Source organism: Shewanella sp. M16 (assembly GCF_018224605.1).
In the GTDB taxonomy this organism is placed as follows: domain Bacteria; phylum Pseudomonadota; class Gammaproteobacteria; order Enterobacterales; family Shewanellaceae; genus Shewanella; species Shewanella oncorhynchi.
In genome coordinates this window covers 28,878-51,214 of the sequence record NZ_JAGTUL010000022.1, presented here as the reverse complement: position 1 = coordinate 51,214, position 22,337 = coordinate 28,878, and the positions used below count along the sequence as shown (strand labels likewise).

Below are 22,337 nucleotides of genomic sequence, written 5' to 3'. Positions count from 1 at the left end.
AGTTAATGTAAGAGAAATGCTCGCTAGGTTAAGACAGTACAGGAGTCTTAGCCGCCTTGCGTAGCAGGGCATTTATTCTAAGGGATTGTAGCTAAAAGGCGCAAGCATATTGACCAGAATTGGGATTGGAAACAAAAAGCAAATTCATGATTTTGCAGTGTCTTGGTAACTTCTTGGTCATCTAACTCCCCTATTCTAGCGCCAGTTTATTGGGCATCACTGAAAACATGACAAGGGAGTTGATATGTTGAACTGCATTCTACTGGCTGTAACACTCACGCACACTGCAACCGCTTTACCTGAGCCGCAGGTGAAAATTACAAGCAAATCTTTGATTGATATTCAAGTGTTACTCGTTGATATTAAAAGTGAACTTGAGCAACAGATGCAGCGTTTAACGCTGGATATTACCCAAAATACCCGCGATGGCGTGTTACACAGCAATGAAATGGAGGGGTTAGTGACGGCAAAGGACTAGTTTTTAGAAGAGATAATGATCCAACAAGAAAATATTTAACCAGAAGGTCTATCATGCTGCGTTTTGAGACCGACTTCATCTAAGTCAGTGCACTGCACTCTGCTGTATACTCAAATAGGAAGCACATAAAGCGCACTCAGGTTTCGAATATCGACAAAGCGCAGACAATATAAGCGTACGAAGTGTGAGATGCGTTGATTGAGCAGAGCGATTCGCTCTATTGGCGATAAGGAGTTGCACCATGAGAGTCATGAACAAAGTTATTGCTTGTCCCCACTGCGGGCACCATCAAGATATCAGTATCGATGCCAGCTGTGGAGACCAAGATTATTACGATGACTGCCGAATTTGTTGTAATCCGATTCACTTACGCTTACACATCGATGAATCGAGACGAACGGTTGAGCTGTATATCGATTCAGACGACGAGCAAATCTATTAAACGAGATTGCACTACACGTTGCGATGTCACAAAACTAACGTGCTTGTTCGTTAAAACGCCTGGCCAGCACGCGCTCGACTGTGTCAACGATAATTTGTGTTTGGCTGTCGATCTCAATATTGAGTTCATCCCCCACTTTGCACAGGCTTAAATTGGTCAACTTTAAGGTTTCAGGGATTAAGTGCAATTTAAAGCCTGAGTCACTCACCTCGCCAACCGTTAAACTGCAGCCGTTGACCCCAACAAAACCTTTATAAAAAATGTAATCCATCCATTTAGGCTCAATGCCCAGTGTCAGATCATAATGCTGTTCTGTATGGCTAATATCGATGACTTTGGCCTTAGTATGGATATGGCCAGAGAGAATGTGCCCACCAATTTCACTACCAAAAGTTAACGAACGCTCAACATTAACGCTTTGACCTATAGACAAATTAGCCAGATTCGTCAGTCGCAAGGTCTCTTCCACTACGTCGAAAAATACCCTATCATCAACGACCTGAGTCACAGTAAGACATACCCCGTTATTTGCCACACTTGCACCAATCGCAAGTCCCTCATGCAAATCAGGTTCGAACGCTACCTCAAGGGTATTTAGGCCATCTTTCTTATGTATTGCAACCACCTCGCAGGTGGCTTGAACTATACCTGTAAACATTTTCTGCTCGCTTAATCGTTAAAGGCTGTATTTATGAATCATTCAGGCTATCAAGCCAAACGTTTAATCCAATTGGCGCTGCCGGTGCTAATAGCTCAGGTCACTCAGACCATGATGGGCTTTATTGATACCGTTATGGCGGGCCGTGTTAGCGCGGTTGATATGGCCGCTGTTGCGGTCGGCACTAGCCTTTGGTTACCCGCTATTCTGTTCGTCCAAGGTTTACTGATGGCTTTTACGCCTTTATTTGCCCACTACAATGGAGCGAATAATCAAAAAGCCATCCAACCTTTGGCCTTTCAAGGTGCCTATCTTGCCATCATTGGCGGCATTGGCGTGATGGTTTTCCTCGCATCTGCGCCCTTTGTGCTTAGCCATATGGATTTAGAACCCGAATTATACCGCTTAACCATAGGATATCTCGACGGTATTTTATGGGGCGCACCCGCATTTGTGCTTTATCAAGTGCTACGTGGCTGCAGTGAAGGTATATCCTATACCTTACCGACCATGGTCATTGGTTTTGTCGGTCTAGCCGTAAATATCCCCGCTAACTATATTTTTATCTATGGACACTTTGGCGTACCGGCCATGGGCGGCGCAGGCTGTGGTATCGCCACTGCTCTCGTATTCTGGGCCATGCTAGTTGCCATGACTATTTACATGCAGTTACATAAAAAATTCGCAGCTTTAGCTCCCTTCAGTAAATTTCATCGCCCAGACTTTGAAACGATGAAGAAAATGACCAAACTCGGCATGCCGATAGCAATGGCGCTGTTTTTTGAAGTGAGTTTATTTGCCATCATAGCGCTATTACTCGCGCCACTTGGCGCAACAGTGGTCGCAAGTCACCAGATTGCGCTCAACTTTTCTGCCATCGTATTTATGCTGCCGTTATCTATCGGTATCGCGGTATCGATTCGGATTGGTTATTACTTAGGCCGTGATCGCGCTGATATTTCCGCGGTGGTCACTAAAGTGGGCTTATGGCTGGCACTATCCCTTGCTCTAACGACAGCGGTTTTGACCGTATTATTTAGATTCCAAATTGCGAAACTTTATAATGGTGATCCTGAAGTGGTTGCCCTAGCCGGCAGCTTGATGTTGATGGCGGCACTGTATCAATTATCAGATTCAGTCCAAGTGGTTGCCGCCGGAGCCCTACGTGGTTATAAAGATACCCGCAGTGCCTTTTATATCACGCTGTTTTCCTATTGGGGCATAGGGATGTCACTCGGTTATACTTTGGCTTATACGGACCATATCGTTCCCGCGATGGGCGCCCATGGATTCTGGGCAGGATTGATTGCGGGCTTGACCTCAGCAGCGCTGTTATTTTTCATTCGTCTGCGTTACATCCAAAAGCATGGCGTGCATTTGAGCCTTATTGAAGGTGACAGTGTTCACCATTGATTGCATTAATGGCGAGCGACAGTGCTCGCCTTTTGGTTTATCAGTTTGATTTCGATGCATTCTCTGAAGTAAAGCGAATAAGAAATTGCGGTTTTATCGGCGGCATTGTTGAAACACTGGGCAAGTTGCACAGCAATTCACCATTTGACGACAAATTTGTTTTTTTTGCTTGCCAGCCCTGCGCTATGCCCCTAATATAGCGCTCGTTCCAAGGCGCAACGCTTTTGAATAGCTTGTTAAATTTTGCGATGCACCCGTAGCTCAGTTGGTTAGAGCACTACCTTGACATGGTAGGGGTCGGTGGTTCGAGTCCACTCGGGTGTACCACTCTCTTCAAAGAGTCTAAATTTGAAATTCAAACAGTGCACCCGTAGCTCAGTTGGTTAGAGCACTACCTTGACATGGTAGGGGTCGGTGGTTCGAGTCCACTCGGGTGTACCATTTCTTATTATGTATTTCATTAATCCCCCCCCCTGCTTATCAAGCTAAATACAATTAATCTGCCTTTTAAAGCAGGTGTTTATGGTTTTCACTGCCTTTATCTTTTGATTTAAAATTCATTCCCAAATATCTCAAAGTTCAAAATCCAAAGTAATATCCTGTGCTAAATCAAATATTCGCAGTGGTATTTCTGCGCCCTCTCCAATCCTTTTAAACGAGCTGCCTAAAAATTTTTGACTAAGTACGGCATCGAACAGACACTCGACGGTTAAGGTCGCAGAATAATGCATTCAAAGTCTGTTCGTTGAAAATAGCGTTCAGACAATCATCTGCAATTATCATCACTGCTCAATAGTGAGCGATCCTATCTGCATTTAGCGAGGAAATCCCAAATGTCGAATGAAGGTTATCATGAACCCATTACTGAACTCACCGATGAAACCAAGGACATGCACCGTGCACTTACATCACTGATGGAAGAGCTTGAAGCAATAGACTGGTATAACCAAAGAGTTGATGCGTGCAAAAATAATGAGTTGAGAGAGATACTCATACATAATCGAGATGAAGAAAAAGAACATGCTGCAATGCTACAAGAATGGATAAGGAGACAAGATCCGAGCTTTGATAAACAGCTAAAACATTACCTTTTTACAGATACGCCTGTTGCTCACACAGCTATTGTTCACAAATAAGCATTCAATCTGGCTGTTTGAGTAAGCCATTTTCGTGAGCAAACGCCTTTAGTCACTAAGCTGCCGTTCTTATAATACAAACCTCTGTATGTGTTATTGCACCATTTAGCTCATTTCATACAGCCTTGCAGAATACTAGCGTGCAAATGTATTACTACGGACACTGTATTCTACGGACTTAGTGACTTTCATTTTTAGCGTGAAGGACTTCACCTCATGCTACCTTAACGAAATATCTTGCGTGTAAATCTTAGGCGTATAGGACCTTTCAATCTCAGAATGGCGAGCACTGCCGTGCAAGAAAAACGAGCGATGTCAGCCATTTTTGAACGACTAAAAACATCACTCACTATTTTTAGCTACCTACGGCAGTTAGAAATGATGACTCAATATTGAAGTCATACATCACTTAGGCTTTATCGCTCAAATTTTACCGAGTAGAAGGAATATAACGAGGATCAATACTACCAAACCTAATCCACCGCTCGGGCCGTACCCCCAGCTCTTACTGTGTGGCCAAGTCGGAGCCACACCGATCAGCATCAGAATCAAAACCACCAATAATATTGTTCCTATACTCATGAGAGTCTCCTAGACATTATGGATATAACTCGAACCAGAAATCTTAATCAATATGACTAAGATCCTTTTAAATACCCACATAAAGCTGCCAAACTTTATGCTTAAGGTGCTTACTTAATTGTAAAAGCCGCTGACATCAACTGTGTTTTTCGGCATCCTTAGCCGCTTCTTTTACATTACCAATTGCTTTTTGAGTTTTACCTTTTATTTGTTTCTGAACCCCTTTCATCTGCTGTTTCGGGTTGCCAACTATCTCACCAATTTTTTGCTGCACTTTGCCTGCTGCGTCTTTTATTGAACCTTCTATCTGGTCTTTGTTCATGGTCAATTTCCTTTTGTTGTTGATATAACATCTAAATAATAATGAGCGCTAACAATCAGCTATGAGCTATTGTTCATTTTTAGTAAATAGCTTTTAGCAAACATCTACATATTTTAAGTAAATATCTTAGTTGGTAAAATATCAGTAAAACCATATGGTAAATTAGACGGGAAAAATAAATTCCCGTGTTTTCATAAAATTGTGCGACTGGTTACACATCAATCACACCGCGTCAACTTAGGTATTAATTTTACAATATAACATTGGTTTAAATAAGGGTGGTTATGTAGCAATCTTGAATTTTATCTTAAGTATAAATTGTGGAGATTATTTTATTTACTGAAATTCAGCATTAGTCATGGCTGAATTCAATTATTTAATTATCTAGTGATTTTTCAGCTAAAGCTGACATCCTAATGATGAGCCAAAACATCAAGCTAAACAACATAAACCATCTTATTAAGATAAAGCTTACCCATTAAAGGCATATCAATCTAAACTCTGTATCCAATTTATAATTTATCTAAAAGTGTGTCTATGCGATAGCGTACACATTATAAATATTTTAATCTGCAATTTAACTTAAAACACAATGAAACATCAGCTGATACCTAATGTAGCTACATTTTGGTATGTCATCGATGCCATTAAAAATATGTATATGAGTGTTCAGTGGATAAACTCAGAAGGAACTAAGAGGTATAACTCTAAAACGTTAAAATGATCTAGAGGTGTTTATAGCATCTTGTAGAGCTTAGAAAACCACAGCTGGTAGTCTAAGGTTGTTTAGCACCAATTAGCCTCGACTGCTGATTTTTACAATAATGCTTCTATATTCGCAAGAAGAACACGATAACCTACGTTACCATAAAATATTTGTCTACCTTCGTCGATAATATAACTTGGACTGCCTTGTAGATTTTGTTGTGCTGACTTTTGGTAGTTGCTCATTAATGCGGCTATAGCAGAACCATCATGAACGCTTGAGGTGATTTTTTTCTGTTCCAGCCCATAGAAATCAACCAGATCATAAAGTATTTCAAGCTTACCAATATCCAATGCGTCGATAAAAAATGCACTCCGAAATTTCAATGCCATATTGATACTGGTGTTTTTGTCATAGATAAGTTCAATGGCTTTAAGCACTAAATGAGCATTGGCCGACGTTGTCGGTCTGACTTCAGTCCATATTTTTGAGTTTGTAGGAACGTCATCACGGATAGATGCAGATTTATGTACATGCTCTGCAAAACCATTATATTGACCTTTCTGTTTCCATTGTGTCTCAATTTTTGTTTGAACATCACCAAATACATCAAGATAATGATATTTAAAATGAATTTTATTTTCTAACTTTTTATTTAACTCCTCAATACGTTGTTATGCAACCCAAGCCCATACACAAAGAATATCAGAGTAGTAATCAATGATCAGGGGTTGATTCATGTTAATCCTTAATAAGGTGGCAGTTTAAGTCATACACTCTAGTTTCAAGGCTAATCAATAATTATTGTGATGGCAGATCTACTTGTTACCCACAGAAGTCAAGATTTCAATATCTGAACTACAGAATAAATACCGAGGCTACACCGAGCAATAGGTACAAGGATGTGATTTTTAGCAGACATACTAGAAGTCATCGATTTGTTTCATATTACGTGCCAGCAATCGCTTTTCAGCTTCTTCAAGAGACAGTATATTGCTAAGAAATTCAGTTACGGAAGGTGCAGAACTGCAGTTTTGTAGATATTCAAACAGCCCTACAATATTTTTATGATACTCAAGTGTGGCCATCGCTATTTCATCCGTATCCATCCTCTTAAATGGATGTTCACCTATGGTGTTAAAAGGAATAGCGGTTTTTTCATAATAATGCCGACAATAAGTGTTAAGTGCATTGCTATTGCCATTATCTTCGAACTGTCTGATAACCAGTGCCATTTTTTGCTCGTGGGCTGAAATATACTCCAACAGTAATCCGCTTCTTTCGCTATCATTTGTAAGTGCGCAATGTGCCGCAAATGCATGCAGCTGTTGGTGTATACTTCTAGTCCATTGCATAACATCATAAAGCGTTTCTATTTGCATATTATTCTCCTCAAAACGGGAGTCCTTGGTCTTTACTGTGAAAAATGAATCACTTTTCTATGCATTGATGAAAGTAAACTTACTAAACAAGCCCATATTTACTATGACATTATGTCTCATTAAAAGTGCAGTTTTGAAATGATTATTAACTAAATAGTCAAAAGCTGATGGCTATTATTGATATGAATTGTTGACATCTTGTCATCAACATAAAATACTTTATCAGTCCAATAACTGCTTAATCTATGTAACATCTGGTCTTTAGCTTAAAAAGCTGGCGATAAACCACAACCTTGTAATAAGGCTAATGGCATGAGTATACCTATATTTTTCTATTGACTCTGTTCGTTGCCGCACTGATTCTTGACAATACAATGCGCACAATAAAGAGGGAAAACTACCAATACAATATGTTGCACTTCCATAACTAGATTGAAGGGCATCATCTTCCCGTTTTCAGTTAATAACAGTATTAGATTTGGGAACGAACCATAGGTGAGCTAGCCCAATATTTACCGATATCAGTACTGAGTCGTTAATACGCACGAAAAAAGCCATCAAAATATTTAGAATAACAATAATAGAAGATAAAAAAGGAGTAGCCGATAAATCGGCTACTCCTTTTATTTAGCGGAAAATTTAAAAGCGGTAATTAAAGCTCAGGGTCACATTACGTGGGGTTCCGTAATGATACACACTGTATGCAAGAGGCATATAGGATGCTGCAGACATATAGGCATAGTATTTTTCATCCAGCAGGTTTTCGAGATTTAGTTGTAGGTCCATATTTTCCGCCAGATTATAACGAGCCATTAGGTTAACGAGTGAATAAGCATCTTGCTCAATTACAACGCTATCATTTTGTGCGTAACTATCACTCTGCCAGTTAACGCCACCGCCAACAGTTAATTCAGGTAAATGATCGACAAACTGATAGGTAGTAAAGAGTTTAAACTGTTTGCGAGGGCTCGTGGTTTCAAGTTCTTTGCCTTCTGCATCTTCTGCGGTGAATTGAGAGTAACCTGCCGAAATATTCCAGCCATCAATAAACTCACCTACAACTTCTAACTCAAAGCCAGTACTTTTAGTACCTTGTATTGCATAATAAGCACTTGTCTGACCATTTGCTTTTTGCTCATCCGTCGGCTCAAAGTCTGTATCTTGCTTAGCAAAATTATCCTGTTCAATCTTAAACAGTGCCACAGTGGTGTGTAGACGGTCGTCCAGATAAGCGCTCTTTAAACCGATTTCATAGGCTTTACCTTCGAGTGGATCCAGATAGTTACCGCTAGCATCTTGTTTATTCTGCGGATTAAATATTTCGGTATAACTGGCGTAAACACGATGCTCTTCGTTTATGTCATACAAGGCGCCAACATAAGGAACGAACACGCCATCATCACCAAAGTTGGTATCAGTACCATAGCTGACCCCTTCGCGGTTCCAACTAGAAATACGGCCACCAGCAATCACTTTCAAATCATCGGTAATTGTTAGCCGAGTTGCTGCGTAGAAACCTTTCTGCTCGGTATCCATATTCAACTGACGATTGGCGTTTGTTGACCATTCAGGCTCTTCAAAGGCGTTGCTTTGCCAATCATAAAAGTTTTCAACTGCCTTTGAGTCCCAGCCTGTCATATTCTCACGGATGGGTTCATAGGTATCAGCATAGGATTTCTGTTTGCTGTATAAGGCACCAGTCACAAATTGATGCTCACGGTTAAAGAGTTGGTAATCGCCTTTCAACTGAAAATCGAAATTATCAGAGTTACTTTCACCATGGCTGTGATAACGCTGACCGCTCAAACCTGCACCGGTTTCTTTATTCAGCAAGCCAGACATATAGATCATTTTGGTGGTGGTTTCATATTCCATGCGATTATAGTTCGCCACCAACTGCCAACCATTGCTGAAATAATGGTTCAAGTTAGCAAAATAGTTGATGTTAGTCGTTTCCCAACGGCTCCAATCTGCCGCTGTTGTAGTAGAAACATCCCAATCAGTAGCCGAACCATCGCTGAATACTGCTGGTAACGCACCCCACATCGCTCCTTTGGGGTTGTTGTTATTGTAACTACCGCCGATGCGCAGCATAGTGTTGTCAGTAATGTCTGAATCAATTACGCCGTAAAGAATAGTCTTACGATCTTGATAAAGATCCTGATAAGAATCGCTATTGACATATTTCGCGACCATGCGACCGCGCACACTGCCACTGTCGTTGAGGCCATTAGAAACATCTGCGGTAACTTGTTTTTTATCCCAGCTACCCGTAGCAACATCAACATAGCCCTTAAGTTCGTCACTGTCGGCATGTTTGCGCACTAGGTTGATTGAAGCAGAAGGATCCCCTGCCCCCGTTAGTAAGCCTGTTGCACCACGCACCACCTCTACACGCTCGTACAGAGAGATATCTGACACAGTCTCACCTGCATCGCCCCCCAAGCTCCAAGATAAAGGTACGCCATCAATCTGGTAATTCTGAACCGCAAAACCACGGGCCATAAAGCCATTTCGAACGTTATCTGTTTTAGATGAAGACAAACCTACTGTGTTATTAACCACATCAACAACGGTATTGAGTGCCTGATCCTGGATCCGTTCAGCGGTCAAGATGCTCACTGACTGTGGCGTTTCCTGCAGTGACAGCCCTAAACCTGTGGCGGTATCAATGGTTCGACTCACAGTGTACTTGCCCATCACTGTTATTTTTTCAATATTTTGATCATTTGCATCTGCTGCAGAAGACGGCTCTGCAGCCAAAACTGACAAAGGGTTTAATGCCAAAGTAATGGCAGACGCGAGAGGTAGTAGATAAAAGCGCATAGTAATTTAGGGAGTTTATTTAGGATGAACATACGGTAACACTATTGCGAATCACTTTCATTTGTATTTTGGTGATGTATATAACAAATTCATCATTTATTAATGAGGAATAAACGTCCCCGCTGTGTTTATGCCTTCAAAAGTGAGAGTTTACGGTGAAAAAGGTTATTCTTTACCCGTATTCGGTTAATCATTCTTAATCTACGCCACTAAAAGCGACCCTGCGATTATTACTCCATAGGATCGCCATTAGTGTTTAGCTTTTACCTCATTCAGTGTGTCTGTACTATTAGCTCGGCAGGCAGAGGCCACTTTGCCACTTGCCACTCACCTTGCCAATTCTCTATCGATATCCACAGACTATCGGCGGAGGTTAGCGTCTTAGTTGCGATGGCGTGTACGTGTTGGCCATGCTTATTACCGTGTAAAATACCATTCTCACTGCGCTGTAAATCTGCTATTGGCAAAGCCTGCGTTCCAATATTGGCATAGCCTTGGCGTATATTGCCTACCTCACCTTTTTCAAAAACCAACATAAAATCTTTCACATAGTCATCATGATGCACATAGGGTGCTTTTAGATCTAAGGGTAAAGGGGCTATTTTAAATTCACCTAACTCTTGAGCCTGCCAGGCCGGTGGAAATGTAGGTGTTAGCGACTGATATAAAAACAATAGGGGGAGCAATAGAATAAACCCACTCAGTTTATATTTATTTTTTTGCCAAAAAGTTGAATGAATGAAAGCCATTAACGTACCTCCTCTAACCTATCTGCCACAGTACTGGGGGATTCCATTTTTTTAATTGCACGCACATTACGCAGTCCCCACATCATAAATCCCGTGATTGACATACCCGATAGGATCACCCCAAAAATAAACCAAATGATTTTTGTCCAGATACCACCTAAGGTACCGTAATGCAAAGGATCTGCGATATGCATTAGCGTTTGTATTCCTGTCATCGTCTCGGGTGATGTCGTTTTTGCAATCTCCCCCGTCCAAGGGTTAATGCTGAGGTTGTAAGAATACTGATCGTAAAAAATGTGATCGCCGCTACCACTCAGATGATACATGTCACGATTATGCTCTGGTTTCATCACATAGCTTGGTTGAAAGTCTGGAAAGTGTGTTTGCGCTAATGTTAAGGCTTGTGCAAATGACACGCTTGGATCAACGGGATTCACATCACCCTTTTGGATAAAGGGCAATTGCTCAGCAGCAACCAATGGCGCATGTGGCTCGATATCAATATCTGCATGCCAAAAAATGGCTTGGACTAAATACCATAATCCGGTAACGGCCATAATCGCGATAAACCAAATAGACCACACACCAGACAATTTATGCAAATCGGCCAATAGTGTCTTTTTACCTTGACTCACTCGCAATTTCGGAGCAAAAAAACTTCGCCAAAAACGTTTATAAACAATGAGTCCCGTCACTAAAGACGCGAGCATAAACAGCGCCATCGAACAGACAAGGTAATAGCCCAAACTGTAACCGCTTTGCCAAGGAAATAATAACCAAGCATGCAAAGATCTGATAAAGCCGGCAAATGTCATGCCTTCATTAATCTGTTGGACCTCACCAGTATATTGATTGACATAGGCCATGGCATAGGGTTTATCAGCGTCACTGAACATGATCACATTGACCATATAAGGTTCTAAGGTCATAGCGCCAGAGACTGCCGCACTTGGGTAGGCTTCCTCAACAATCGTCATCAATTCACTAACCGGTTTTACGGGTAAATCATTAGGGTTCAACGCCCTCGATGCAGGATTCGTTAACCAAGTGATCTCATGACTCAGTACCGCAATCGTCCCCGTCAAGCAGATAAAACAAAATAACAACCAAATTGGGAGCGACACCCAACCATGCAACATAAACCAGAATCGGTTACTGATCTTCGCCATTTGTGACTTTCCTAACACTTATCGTATTTCGCGAGTGTAAAGGTAATGCAAATTGTTATCAATACGATGTACTGGGAATTGTTTTCAATTAGAATGCCGGTCACAAAATACTATGATGGGGAATCATGATGGATAAAACCTTGTTAGCAGCGCTCATTTCGAGCCTATTGTTAGCGCCGAGTTCCTACGGCAAATAGCTTCTTACTACTCTAGTATCGATTTCTATAATCAAGGTTTCTTCGGCGAACCGCGAAATGTCGAACTTAGCCTGAGTTATAATTTTTAGTCTAATTGTTAATTGCCAATACCGCGCATCACTTTTATGCGCGGTATACCTAAAGCTAAACTATCCTGCATTAAAACAGCATCCGGTAAACTTCAATGGATTAACCCTTTGGGCTCAGGGGGATAATCCATTACAATGAAGTCCATTTTGAGTTCGTAAAACAGATGTTCCGCCTATGCCTAAGTCTCACACCCACATGCATCAACATTTGCAGATGCCACATGCTAAATTAGATCTGCAAGCTCTAGTGGACACTCTTGCCTTTGAGCAAGTGACCATTATTGGTAATGCTTCCGGCGATTGGCAGCCTGCGACCACAGGTACGACATTTATTTTTAACGGTACTCAATGGGCTGAAAACAGCAATGTAAATAATCAGATAGTAAATATCGCCAACGGTGGTTTTGCTGAATCAAAATATGCCTTTGTGGTACAAGGTCATCCACAAAGTGGTCTGCTTACCCAAGCCTTGACGCAAGTTGCGATTGAATTAACACCTCAGCTTGGCTGCTGGCCTTCATCTGGGTTAACCACAATAGTATTGATGCAGCAATTGTCTCGCTTTGTGCAAGTACAGCGTATGTCGCTGTTTCCGAGTTTATCAAGACCAAGTGATTTACCACCTGACGATCACTTACCTTGCATGGTGCATAATTGGTTAGGCGAACGACGGATTGCCCTGGCTTTGGTACCATCGCTCGACTGGCCTGAATTTAGCTTAGCGTCCGTATTTTTACCTCGCCTATCCGCAATAAACCAAATGCAACCATGCCAAGTCGCACCTAGGATAAACGCAGGTAATCCCTTTGATTTACTTGTGCGTTTACAAGAGTCGAGTTTATTAATCGCAGATGCGCTAAATCCAGCCACGCGGCAGATGCAACTTGAATGGCTAATCACACTGGCGCATACACCCATTAACATTTGGCTACAATTTGCTCACTCTAGCCAGCTCATCAATGCTGAAGCTTTATTTTTCAACCACATGCCAGAATCAAAACCCAGCTATTGGTATTTAATGGATACTCAGGCATCTCAATATCTTGATGCGATTCGCCATAGTTTGGCCTATTGTTGGCAAACGTTGTCGACTAAGCACGCGAGCTTGTGATTGGCAATCAGTCTTCAAACGGCTCGTGACCCTCCCCCTGTCCACTGCCATTCGCATTCAAAACACATTCAAAATACCTAAGGCGAATGTCGTTTTACATTTTGCCTTGCCCTCTAGCGACGCTAAATTAACCTCTGTTCAAATGCATGACTCAAAACGTCAACACACCCTAGTTAAGGGGATTTTTACCCAATGCGATCCCCAACGGTTCAAAGTAATTGATCAGCGCCTGAAAAATCACTTGTCTGTGGGCCTCATCGGGATAAGCCCCCTCCTTTGCCATCGCTGAAAAACGGGTTCCCGACACTAAATACGGATTTGAAATATCAGTATAGGATTCAATACAGGCTTCAAATGCTCGCGCCATCATCTCCGTTGGCCGAGAGAAGTACTGCATCCCATGTTTTTTATCTAATGCAATCGCTCGGCGAACATAATTATGGGGCTCATCACCCTCTCCACTCAACAATGTCACTTTGAAGATCTCAGATAATCGAGCATTTAATGGATGCTCTATGATGGGCAGATCGGATAGCCAAAGATCGCTCGCACACTGAAACCGCTTATTAGTGGGTTTGAATGATTTAGCGGCAATATAATGGTCAAACGCATGCCAAAACTCATGGGCTAAAGCACCTGCACCTGCATTTTTAGCCAATGCCAACTCTCGGGTCGCGGGTGCATAATGGGCCTGAACGCCCTTTTGACCGCCATGACCAAAGGCCAGGCTGACGGTTTCCCGCAGCCCTAAAGTCAAAGGTGGCAATTTTAAGATAAAGGCCAGATCGGCGAGCGAATCAAACACTAAATCCGCAGCAATGCGAGATTCATCCCGCGTCACCCAGCGGCCCACACGCACATGGCTAAAACCAAAGGTTTGTTTAATATCAAGAAAAGTGACTTGCTCACCAAATCGATAATCGGGTCCATGGCGGTTATATTGCTGATTGATTAACACGGCTTCCCTTGAACCCTATGCAGTGAGAGACAAATTAAGCTGGCTATTTTAGGTGAAAATGCACAGGAACAAAACGCTGCATTAAGTGCAATATCAAGTTAAGAATAGGAGCCAAGCAGCGCTTACCCTTGGTTTGGTATCGCGATGCTTAGATTTCGTCAACCACAGAGTTCGTTAAGTTTTAGCCGTTAATATCACATCATCCCAAACCACGACACGATTTCGCCCCGTAGTTTTAGCGTGGTACAAGGCTTTATCGGCCTCGGCCACCAGCTTTTCAGCATCTGAACGGCACTGACTCCCGATTTCAATAGGTGAAGGTACAGACTGAAGCGCTAAAATACCGCAGTTTTCTTCGATGGCATGATGAGTGATCACAGGTGTTAACGCACTCACTCCTGCCGAAAATTGATAGTGAAAATCGGCGACTATCGCTGAAATATCTTCATTCGCAAGCGCTAACATCATACGCGTCACAATTTTCTGCGCGACATCGACCGACGTTTCTGGCAGTAATAGCGCAAATTCCTCACCGCCGAAGCGACCAAAGATATCGTATGGGCGCGTGCGAGCACTGATAAATTGGGTAAAATGCTGCAATATCTTGTCACCCACTTGATGCCCATAGCGATCATTAACGAGTTTAAAATAATCGATATCCATCATGACAAGGCACAAAGGTAACTGTAGACGACTCAAGCGTTTGATTTCATGCTCTAACTGCTGGAAAAAATGCCGTCGATTGGCAATACCGGTTAATTCATCGGTGAGTGCGAGTCGATTCAACTCAGTCTGCGCATTCCTTAGGGCAAATTCGACCTGTTTTAACTGGGTAATATCGGTGCAAACAATGACCATATCGCCATTGTGATAAACCTGCTCAGAAAGTTGCAACCAGCTACCGTCGACCAGATCCACTTCAAAACGTCGAAAAGCTGATTTACGTTGATTCGCATGAATAAGTTCAAGCCATTCCTCTATGGTTTCATGATCAATTTTAGGCCCTTGCTTATGGGTAAAGGCAAAGTGCATCATGTCGTCAAAATGCCGGCCAGCCATGTCTTGATCAACAAAACCAAACATTTTCGCAAAGGTATGGTTATAAAAGATAAAATGATTGTGCTTGTCCAAAACAGCGAGGCCATTCTCGCTTAGCCGTAAGGCTTCGGTTAAAAAGGGGTAAACAGACTCAAGAGATTCTTTTTCCATCGATTATTCCTAGCAATGACGCTTTTAGAGAAGATCTCCGACATGTTTAGATTAGCAGCGTTCTACACTAATCACAGCGTCTTTGTCTTTACCCCCATATTACCGCAACGGGATTGGCTCTACCGCGATGTAAATCCCACACATTCGGCAAATAAGCTTTAAAAATCAGATCCAATACTTTGATAATTTACGATTTTACGGCCAATTTACTGAGAAATATTTCAGCACTAAAAGGTTTCTGCATGAAATGTACCTCAGGGAATAATGCTAACTCAGGAATATCATCGCTATCATTAGCTGAAAGCAAAAAGAAGCGACAGTGATGCTCAAGCTGGGTATCACTGGCAAGGTTTTGTAATGTTTGTTGCATCTGTTTGATAAGTTGCAAGCCATTCATATCTTGTAAACGGTAATCCACAATAACAATATGTGGCAATGAGTGAATCAACATCTTAAGTGCTTGCGCGGCGTTATCAACACTGAAGGTTTGAAAATGATAGTGCTCTAGCATGGCTTTGCAAATCTCAAGGTTAAACAGATTATCATCTATGATTAACACTTTTTGTTGATCATATTGAATCGTTAATCGTTCTTTCACCTCGGTAAGTTGGCAGGGAAAATGTAACAGCACTGTGGTGCCTTTGCCCTTTTGACTGCGCAACATAAACTTACCGCCAATTTGCTCAAGCAATCGATTACAAGTATAGAGTCCTAATCCCATGCCCGATGTTGTTGTATATGAGTTAGATGCGTGCATAAAGGGATCAACTAAAGCGCGCTGCGCTTCCTTTGACATTCCCTCACCAAAATCGCGGATCAGTACCCTAAGCATAGGACTATGGTCTTTATGGTGACGTTTAAGGCGTAAGTCCATATAACAATGCACTTCGCTACCCGTACTGTATTTAAAGGCATTATTGATAATGTTAGTCATGAGTTGGAATAACTTAGTCCCATCGAGCTCGATAAACTTCGGCAGAGACTCATTCACGACAACCTTTAAACGTTTACCCGATGTCGCACTAAAAGCACGATAGTAATCCTCAATATTGCTCAGATATTCGTGTAAATTGACTAAATGCCGATTCAATTTTAACTGCCCAGCTTCAGCCTTACTGTAATTCAACGTATTTTCGGCAACCGAGTAAAGTAAGTTAGCTGACCAGGTCATTTTATCGATAATTTCGTCCAGTTTTTGTGGTTGTGAGCGCGCTTTTTTTAACATGCGACTGTAGCCAAGAATGGCATTGATAGGAGTGCGGATCTCATGATTTATGCTGGAAAGTACTGCTAATCTAGATCGATTATCGAGCTTAATCTGCTCTACAATATGCTGATTTTTAGACTTAAAGTACAAAAGAAAAGACAGAGTAATACCAAGAGAAGCTATCAGTAAGATAATCACGATTAGCTCGACAACCTCTTTTTGTGGCACTTGATATTCTATGCGTAAATTCACACGGGTTTGGTATCCAGGAATATCCAAAGTTCGGCTATCTGTGTAGCTAAACATTGAAAATATGCCTGTGGAAAACTCATGGTTACAGGATGAACTTTGCAATAACGATTGTTCAAATTGATAGCTAATACATACACCCTGCTCCTGCTCAATCCGCGCTAATATCCGCTGATGAGAAATGGCATAGACTAAATAAAGCATATTAGGCCCATCGATATTAACAACTGCTAACGTGTAATCGGCAAGGCTAGCCTGAAGTTCCCCTTTACTATTCTTGACTAATTTAAGTGGCTTAAGTTCTGGCGCCATTGTCTGATCAGAGATATAGGCCAGTTCAAGTTCGGGGGTCAGTGTAAAAGCGACAGCAGATTTGATCTTCAGTAAGTCCTTAGCAAAAACCTCAAATTCCTGTGACGTTACCTCACTCGAAGCATAAAAAAACGATTTTAGCGCATCCAACATAATTTCATGTTGTAAGAACATATCCCGTGAAGAAGTAAAAACCGCTTCTGCTTTTTTATTGTAAATGGAGTCAAATTCATAACGTGAGTGGGACAAGGTTAACCACAGCACCAACAGAGTGACCCATAAGCCACTGAACATATTGATACAAGCGCTATATTTAAAGCTCATTAGCGTAATCCATTACGGCCTTTAGCAAGCTGCATAACTGATGTTCAAACTGCTCTCGCTCGCAAACATCCATGACAGACAGCATATCTTTAAGCTGCAAGTAGCGCGCAATACCCGTAAATTGATGTTTCAGGCCTTCGATACTGTCAGAGGACTCATATTGTTCTAGCCCAAGTCGCATTCGCTGTAATTCAGCAATCAGTGTCAATCGCAGTCGCGATTGCTGTTCTTGGTTGTATTGTTCAAAGAATACAGATAAGGCCTTGGGTAACTCAGTATTAGCATTCATACATTAGGCACTCCTATTATATTGAGCAATCCAATCAATAAGATAACGACCTTCAATCGGGGGGCTGTACAAATAACCTTGGGCAACATCACACCCCAACTCAGAGAGAATTAACTCTATTGCACTTGTCTCAACGCCTTCTGCAACCACCTTTACGTGCATCTTCTGCGCAAGCGCGATGGTGGACTCTACGATGAGATAATGTTGGTGATTGATATCCATATCGGAGACAAAACTTTTATCAATTTTGATCTCTTTAAAGGGAATGGCATCAAGACGATCATAAGTAGAATAACTTTTACCGAAATCATCGAGGGAAATATCAATATTATTGATGATCAGCCGTGCAATAGAGTTAAGTACTCTATCTTGGTTAATGATTTCCTGTGATTCGGTGAGCTCTAAAATCAAATGGATTTGTTTATACTCACGACCACATTCGATGATGTACTCAATGAGTTCATCACAGGTCAAATCATCTGCAGTAATGTTAATCGACAGGGCAAACGCCATTAATAACGGTTGGCGCGACCAACATTGCAATGCTTGGGAAATAACCATCCGCGAAAACAAGCTATTTAGCCCCTGCTGATTCACCAGTGGCAAAAAAACGTCGGGATAAATATAGCCATTGGATTGATCGCAAAGCCGCGAAAGCACTTCAAAACCGATGATCTCCTTTGTTTTAAGGTTAATCTTAGGCTGATAACACAAAATTAATTGTTCATTTTTGAGCAATTGCCGCACATTGATATTCGCCGCCATGTCTTGCACGATAGACTCATCTTGATGGGCACGGTTTCTATCGTCGGAGGCGTCTAGCAATGGCGTTAAAATGTCATTCACATTGATAGGTTTAGCAAATACGCCAAGCAAGTTGAGTTTCAAACCCGTGATAATGCTATCCACCAGTTCTAAAGTCCGTTTATCCGAGGAGCTTATCACCGCAATCGGAATGGCAGTAAATCGGGGCTCGGAGGCCAACATATTAATCACCGCAATACCGTCACCTTGATCCATTTTTAAATCTAAAATGACTAAATCAAGTTTTGCTTCTACAGCTAAGATCAGTTCAATTCCTTGATTACCATTACTGGCTTCATAGATCTCCACATTGTCCTCTGCTAAGTACTTATGGATATCAGCTTTCATGGTTTCTCTAATAAAGCGTTGATCATCTATGATGAGAATATTCATATATTGGTCTCTAACTGCATAAAGAAAATGGGATCGATCGTCTGGGATTTGGATGTAGGGATAACAGAAAGCTTGAGTAAATTACGATTCGCCATGACTTCTGTGCGACTGGAGAAAAACGAATAGTTTTTGACTGGTTTGAAGCCGCCTTCTATCGTTCTTACTTTAAATATGGGCAACTTAAATTGCGTCAATTTTCGTTTTAGTGACTCATCGCAGATATTAAAACTCAAAAACTTAAGTGAGCGACTCGTGGCTAATTCATTGAGATAAACAGACATCATATAATTTTCAATATAAGGCGTTACGCCAAAGGAGGAGAACACCATTAAGGTATCTGGCAAAGCTTGACTGTTATGGTTAATGACCTCAAATAAGTCCACCTCATCATTCATAAATTCGAGGGCAATTTTGCCTTGAGTGCGGCAGAATAGACTGTGTCCAATGATTTGATCCCCAAAGCTAAAAGCCACCACCAATGAGAGTCCACGAAAAAAAGGTTGAGACAACTTACGGCTCACAAAGGATAAACGCGGGTTACTTTCATAAACCAAACTGAGTTGCAGCAGGGTCATAAAGTTTTGATGGTGGCTTTCGATAAACTCGACACGATAAGGAGTATTACGGTAGTACGGATGATCACTGCGTTCTATGGTCGATGCAAAAAGGTTAATTAACGCTAAACCTTCGTTGATGAATTTCTTATCCTCCCGATAAATATCAAACAGTTCAGAGCCAAATATTTCAACGATTTCAGACTGTTTAGCTAGGGATGGAATGTTAACGCCCCGCTCCCAACGGCTAATAGTGATGGAATCTAGCATATCGAACAGGCAGCTTTTTTGCCTGAGCAGACTACATAAATCTTCTTGAGATAGATTATTCTCAGTTCTGGTGTGTTTTAAGAAATTGGAGAATGTCTGTGCACTTGTTTTGCTTTGATAGGAGATAGGTGTACAAATCATATCGCGTTCCATCTGAATTTTTTATTTTATCTAGCAGCTCCATATACGTCTTATGGTCGATGTCATCTACTGGCTCTGGATGTCTAAATGTAAAAGTAATCCAAATGCGTTGAAGTTTCTCGATGAAATAAAGTCCAGTGATTTTTTCGTCACTCATCACTCAGTTCCTCCATCTCAGCCTTTTATTCACCACGTTTTTTGCAATAGGAAAACGAGTATAAATGCCATTGTTTATCTGAGACCATGGCACAGTCAAAAAAGCGATGGAAAAAAGTGTCTAGTTATTCGTTCGGTTAAATCATTGCATCATAGATAAAACCGCAATCAACAGACCCTCCTATAAAACGCATAAAATATAAGATTCACCAGCAATGGCCATAAAACGCTAAATTGATTATTTATGCGCTAAATATTCAAAATATGGGATATAACCTCGGGATTTTTCTCACTTATCTACGTTTTTTATGCATGGTTATTCGTGTTTGGAATAGGCAAACAGCGACAGTATCAGCTTAGAGATATAAGTAGGATAGTTTTTAATGGCTTATGGCTTAAGCAAGCCAGCTGCGAAAATAAGTGGGTAATGGGCCAGTCCAGCGTTTAAAGGAACGCCTATAATCACTGGCGTCGCTGAAGAATAAAGAAGTGGTAATACTGTGGGCATCTTGCGCAGGTGTCGCTAAGTCATAGCGTGCTTTGATTAAACGGGTCTCATCAGCAAATATCGGCAAGTTGGCCAAAGTTTAAATCCATCTCGGCCAAACACCTTTTAAGGTGGGTGGTTGGGCTCATTATCAGTTTTTCAGCTATGTCAGGCAAACTTAAGTTATCCCGCATTAGACACAAACGAATACCAACCGCTAAGCCTAACCGCAGTTCGCATATAGTAGTGATTGAAATATCCCTTGGCGCTGAATGACGGCAGCGGCGTTTGGCAACAGGGAATGCTGGTGGAGCAAGACGGCTAAAACTACTTACCCAATGATAATCAAACAGTTAAATGGTTACCTTGGAGCTGTATCGTCAAACACCTTGACGTTAACTCTGGACATTTAAGCGACGAAGATGAACAAAAGGCACAAAGTATAAAGCACAGGTGTTAGAAAAGGCGCTGGTATTGGTCGTAAACATGAGCAACCGGCACCATCTGATTGCAAATTGATGAATTAACTGGTTATGCACTAGATATGCAAATCTAAAACTATAATCCCCGAGATTTTTCTCACTTCAATGCAATAAAGTGAATAGTTAATCATAAAAAAGAGGTTGGCTGTATTCAACAGCTAACCTCTTCTCTTTAAATCAGGCGATAAATCAGATGTTCTATCATACAACTAGAGCCATGACTTCAAAACGACTCTTACAAAAGCTAACTCATACCAGAGCTAATTTTTTACGGGTACGAAAATAGCAAGCTGAGGTTAGTCACTGTAAATAACGAATGTAAAACTAACGCCTGTGAAAAACCATGCCCACTCAATTCGGCAGACATGGAATTAGCCGCGTTTAGTGCCCCACGGATCGTTATCATCCGTCGATGGGCTTGGTCCTGAACGCTCAGCCATTCTTGAATCGTTTCGGGGTTCGCTGCGGCGCTGTGAGTTGCTATTCGATGAACCATATCCAGAGCCGGTGCCACGTCCACCCGTAGGTTTTTTGCCTGAGCTTTTACCTGAACCATTACCAAAGCTCTTACCTGAGCCATAACCAGAGTTAGGACGTTTATTACCCGCTTCGTACTCGGCGCTAGCTTGTGCCTGCATTTTAGCGATAGATTCTATGGTGAGTTCCATCGGTTTACGCGGCGCGATACCTGAGGCAAAACCTCGTTCGCGTGGCTTAAGATCAAACTGCTCACCGATGGCTTTAGGCATACGCTTGAATCGATACAGGTAAAAGTTTTCCACTTTCTCCCGCGCCCACTCAGTCTTCTTGAGGAAAATAATACAGGCCTCAATGGTCGGGTTGGTGTTAAAACAACCTAGCTTTAATGCCGCGTATAAAATTTTCCAGCCATAAAAATCGACTAACTCAGTGATCATTGTTTCGAGTTTGAGGCCGTGTAATGGGTTGTTCTGTTGCTCTTCAATCATGGGAATTCCAAGTTCAGCCCTATTGGCTGATTTTACTGTATTAGTTTACGGTTTTGAGTTGTTAAACGAGTGACTCAATTCGCTACTAAAATTCGCGATTAGAGAAATCACTCAAGTTATGAAGTTATAAGCCACTGACGTTGCTACAGCAATAGCATAGGGCGTTAAGCCTTATTGCTCGTGATGCTTAGATCTTAAATCCTAAGGACCTAAAGCCTCCAAACTGAGCCATTAAATATTAGCCGTAAAATCTGCTGCTCGACAAAACTGCGGG

The 22,337-nt window shown here is 41.6% G+C and carries 21 protein-coding genes and 2 tRNA genes; 7 read left to right on the top strand and 16 right to left on the bottom strand.

The annotated features are described in order from the left end of the window. Window positions 1–244 precede the first annotated feature (244 nt). Both KFE26_RS15185 and KFE26_RS15180 read left to right on the top strand, forming a co-directional pair. Complete coding sequence (locus KFE26_RS15185; protein WP_212600912.1) at window positions 245–478, top strand: hypothetical protein; 234 nt, start codon at window positions 245–247, stop codon at window positions 476–478. Between the two features lie 241 nt (window positions 479–719). Further along, window positions 720–920, top strand: a complete 201-nt coding sequence (locus KFE26_RS15180) for a CPXCG motif-containing cysteine-rich protein (RefSeq protein WP_028759934.1) — start codon at window positions 720–722, stop codon at window positions 918–920. Window positions 921–954: 34 nt separating this feature from the next. Here the strand turns inward: KFE26_RS15180 and KFE26_RS15175 are convergent, their stop codons facing one another. Then, window positions 955–1,578 carry a riboflavin synthase subunit alpha gene (locus KFE26_RS15175; protein ID WP_212600911.1) on the bottom strand — a complete coding sequence of 208 codons (624 nt, stop codon included), beginning with the start codon at window positions 1,576–1,578 and terminating at the stop codon, window positions 955–957. A gap of 33 nt (window positions 1,579–1,611) precedes the next feature. Between KFE26_RS15175 and KFE26_RS15170 the strand changes: the two genes are divergently transcribed. The 4 genes from KFE26_RS15170 (at window position 1,612) to KFE26_RS15155 (ending at window position 4,127) form a co-directional block, all read left to right on the top strand. Beyond that, on the top strand, window positions 1,612–2,991 hold the full coding sequence (locus KFE26_RS15170) for an MATE family efflux transporter (protein ID WP_028759932.1): 1,380 nt from the start codon (window positions 1,612–1,614) through the stop codon (window positions 2,989–2,991). A 250-nt stretch (window positions 2,992–3,241) separates the two neighbouring features. Then, window positions 3,242–3,318: transfer RNA gene (locus KFE26_RS15165), tRNA-Val, on the top strand. A 37-nt stretch (window positions 3,319–3,355) separates the two neighbouring features. Further along, window positions 3,356–3,432, top strand: a tRNA-Val gene (locus KFE26_RS15160). A gap of 392 nt (window positions 3,433–3,824) precedes the next feature. Further along, window positions 3,825–4,127, top strand: coding sequence for an encapsulin-associated ferritin-like protein (locus KFE26_RS15155; protein ID WP_212600910.1), 303 nt, complete (start codon window positions 3,825–3,827; stop codon window positions 4,125–4,127). Window positions 4,128–4,550: 423 nt separating this feature from the next. Here KFE26_RS15155 and KFE26_RS15150 read toward each other — a convergent pair whose 3' ends face one another. The 7 genes from KFE26_RS15150 to KFE26_RS15120 all read right to left on the bottom strand — a co-directional run bounded on the left by KFE26_RS15150 (window position 4,551) and on the right by KFE26_RS15120 (window position 11,863). After that, entirely contained in the window at window positions 4,551–4,703 is a 153-nt protein-coding gene (locus KFE26_RS15150) for a DUF3309 family protein (RefSeq protein ID WP_311981184.1), read from the bottom strand. A gap of 142 nt (window positions 4,704–4,845) precedes the next feature. Further along, a complete protein-coding gene (locus KFE26_RS15145) occupies window positions 4,846–5,031 on the bottom strand; it encodes a CsbD family protein (RefSeq protein ID WP_028759929.1) in 186 nt (61 codons plus the stop codon). An 816-nt stretch (window positions 5,032–5,847) separates the two neighbouring features. Continuing rightward, window positions 5,848–6,405 carry a DsbA family protein gene (locus KFE26_RS15140; RefSeq protein ID WP_311981182.1) on the bottom strand — a complete coding sequence of 186 codons (558 nt, stop codon included), beginning with the start codon at window positions 6,403–6,405 and terminating at the stop codon, window positions 5,848–5,850. Between the two features lie 255 nt (window positions 6,406–6,660). Next, window positions 6,661–7,119 (bottom strand): hypothetical protein, encoded by a 459-nt coding sequence (locus KFE26_RS15135; RefSeq protein ID WP_028759927.1) that lies wholly within the window; start codon window positions 7,117–7,119, stop codon window positions 6,661–6,663. Between the two features lie 639 nt (window positions 7,120–7,758). Continuing rightward, the gene (locus KFE26_RS15130; protein WP_212600909.1) at window positions 7,759–9,945 is read right to left on the bottom strand and encodes a TonB-dependent siderophore receptor; all 2,187 of its coding nucleotides are present in this window, start codon (window positions 9,943–9,945) and stop codon (window positions 7,759–7,761) included. 272 nt (window positions 9,946–10,217) lie between these two features. Further along, entirely contained in the window at window positions 10,218–10,694 is a 477-nt protein-coding gene (locus KFE26_RS15125) for a hypothetical protein (RefSeq protein WP_105252512.1), read from the bottom strand. Beyond that, window positions 10,694–11,863, bottom strand: coding sequence for a PepSY domain-containing protein (locus tag KFE26_RS15120; protein WP_212600908.1), 1,170 nt, complete (start codon window positions 11,861–11,863; stop codon window positions 10,694–10,696). The genes KFE26_RS15125 and KFE26_RS15120 overlap by 1 nt, the downstream gene beginning before the upstream one ends. Before the next feature lie 461 nt (window positions 11,864–12,324). Here KFE26_RS15120 and KFE26_RS15115 point away from each other — a divergent pair, with 461 nt between their 5' ends. After that, entirely contained in the window at window positions 12,325–13,260 is a 936-nt protein-coding gene (locus KFE26_RS15115) for a hypothetical protein (RefSeq protein WP_212600907.1), read from the top strand. Between the two features lie 169 nt (window positions 13,261–13,429). Here the strand turns inward: KFE26_RS15115 and KFE26_RS15110 are convergent, their stop codons facing one another. From KFE26_RS15110 to KFE26_RS15075, 8 genes are all read right to left on the bottom strand, one after another. Beyond that, entirely contained in the window at window positions 13,430–14,218 is a 789-nt protein-coding gene (locus KFE26_RS15110) for a CLCA_X family protein (RefSeq protein WP_212600906.1), read from the bottom strand. A 174-nt stretch (window positions 14,219–14,392) separates the two neighbouring features. Next, a complete protein-coding gene (locus KFE26_RS15105) occupies window positions 14,393–15,427 on the bottom strand; it encodes a sensor domain-containing diguanylate cyclase (RefSeq protein ID WP_212600905.1) in 1,035 nt (344 codons plus the stop codon). A gap of 187 nt (window positions 15,428–15,614) precedes the next feature. Next, a complete protein-coding gene (locus KFE26_RS15100) occupies window positions 15,615–17,519 on the bottom strand; it encodes an ATP-binding protein (protein WP_212600904.1) in 1,905 nt (634 codons plus the stop codon). After that, window positions 17,509–17,808, bottom strand: coding sequence for a hypothetical protein (locus tag KFE26_RS15095; protein ID WP_212600903.1), 300 nt, complete (start codon window positions 17,806–17,808; stop codon window positions 17,509–17,511). Before KFE26_RS15095 ends, KFE26_RS15100 begins: the two co-directional genes overlap by 11 nt. Before the next feature lie 3 nt (window positions 17,809–17,811). Further along, window positions 17,812–19,005, bottom strand: coding sequence for an EAL domain-containing response regulator (locus tag KFE26_RS15090; protein ID WP_173496905.1), 1,194 nt, complete (start codon window positions 19,003–19,005; stop codon window positions 17,812–17,814). Then, the gene (locus tag KFE26_RS15085; protein ID WP_212600902.1) at window positions 19,002–19,970 is read right to left on the bottom strand and encodes a helix-turn-helix transcriptional regulator; all 969 of its coding nucleotides are present in this window, start codon (window positions 19,968–19,970) and stop codon (window positions 19,002–19,004) included. Before KFE26_RS15085 ends, KFE26_RS15090 begins: the two co-directional genes overlap by 4 nt. Window positions 19,971–20,521: 551 nt before the next feature. Further along, window positions 20,522–20,710, bottom strand: coding sequence for a hypothetical protein (locus tag KFE26_RS15080; protein ID WP_249195761.1), 189 nt, complete (start codon window positions 20,708–20,710; stop codon window positions 20,522–20,524). Window positions 20,711–21,466: 756 nt separating this feature from the next. After that, entirely contained in the window at window positions 21,467–22,063 is a 597-nt protein-coding gene (locus tag KFE26_RS15075) for a VF530 family DNA-binding protein (RefSeq protein WP_212600901.1), read from the bottom strand. Window positions 22,064–22,337 lie beyond the last annotated feature (274 nt).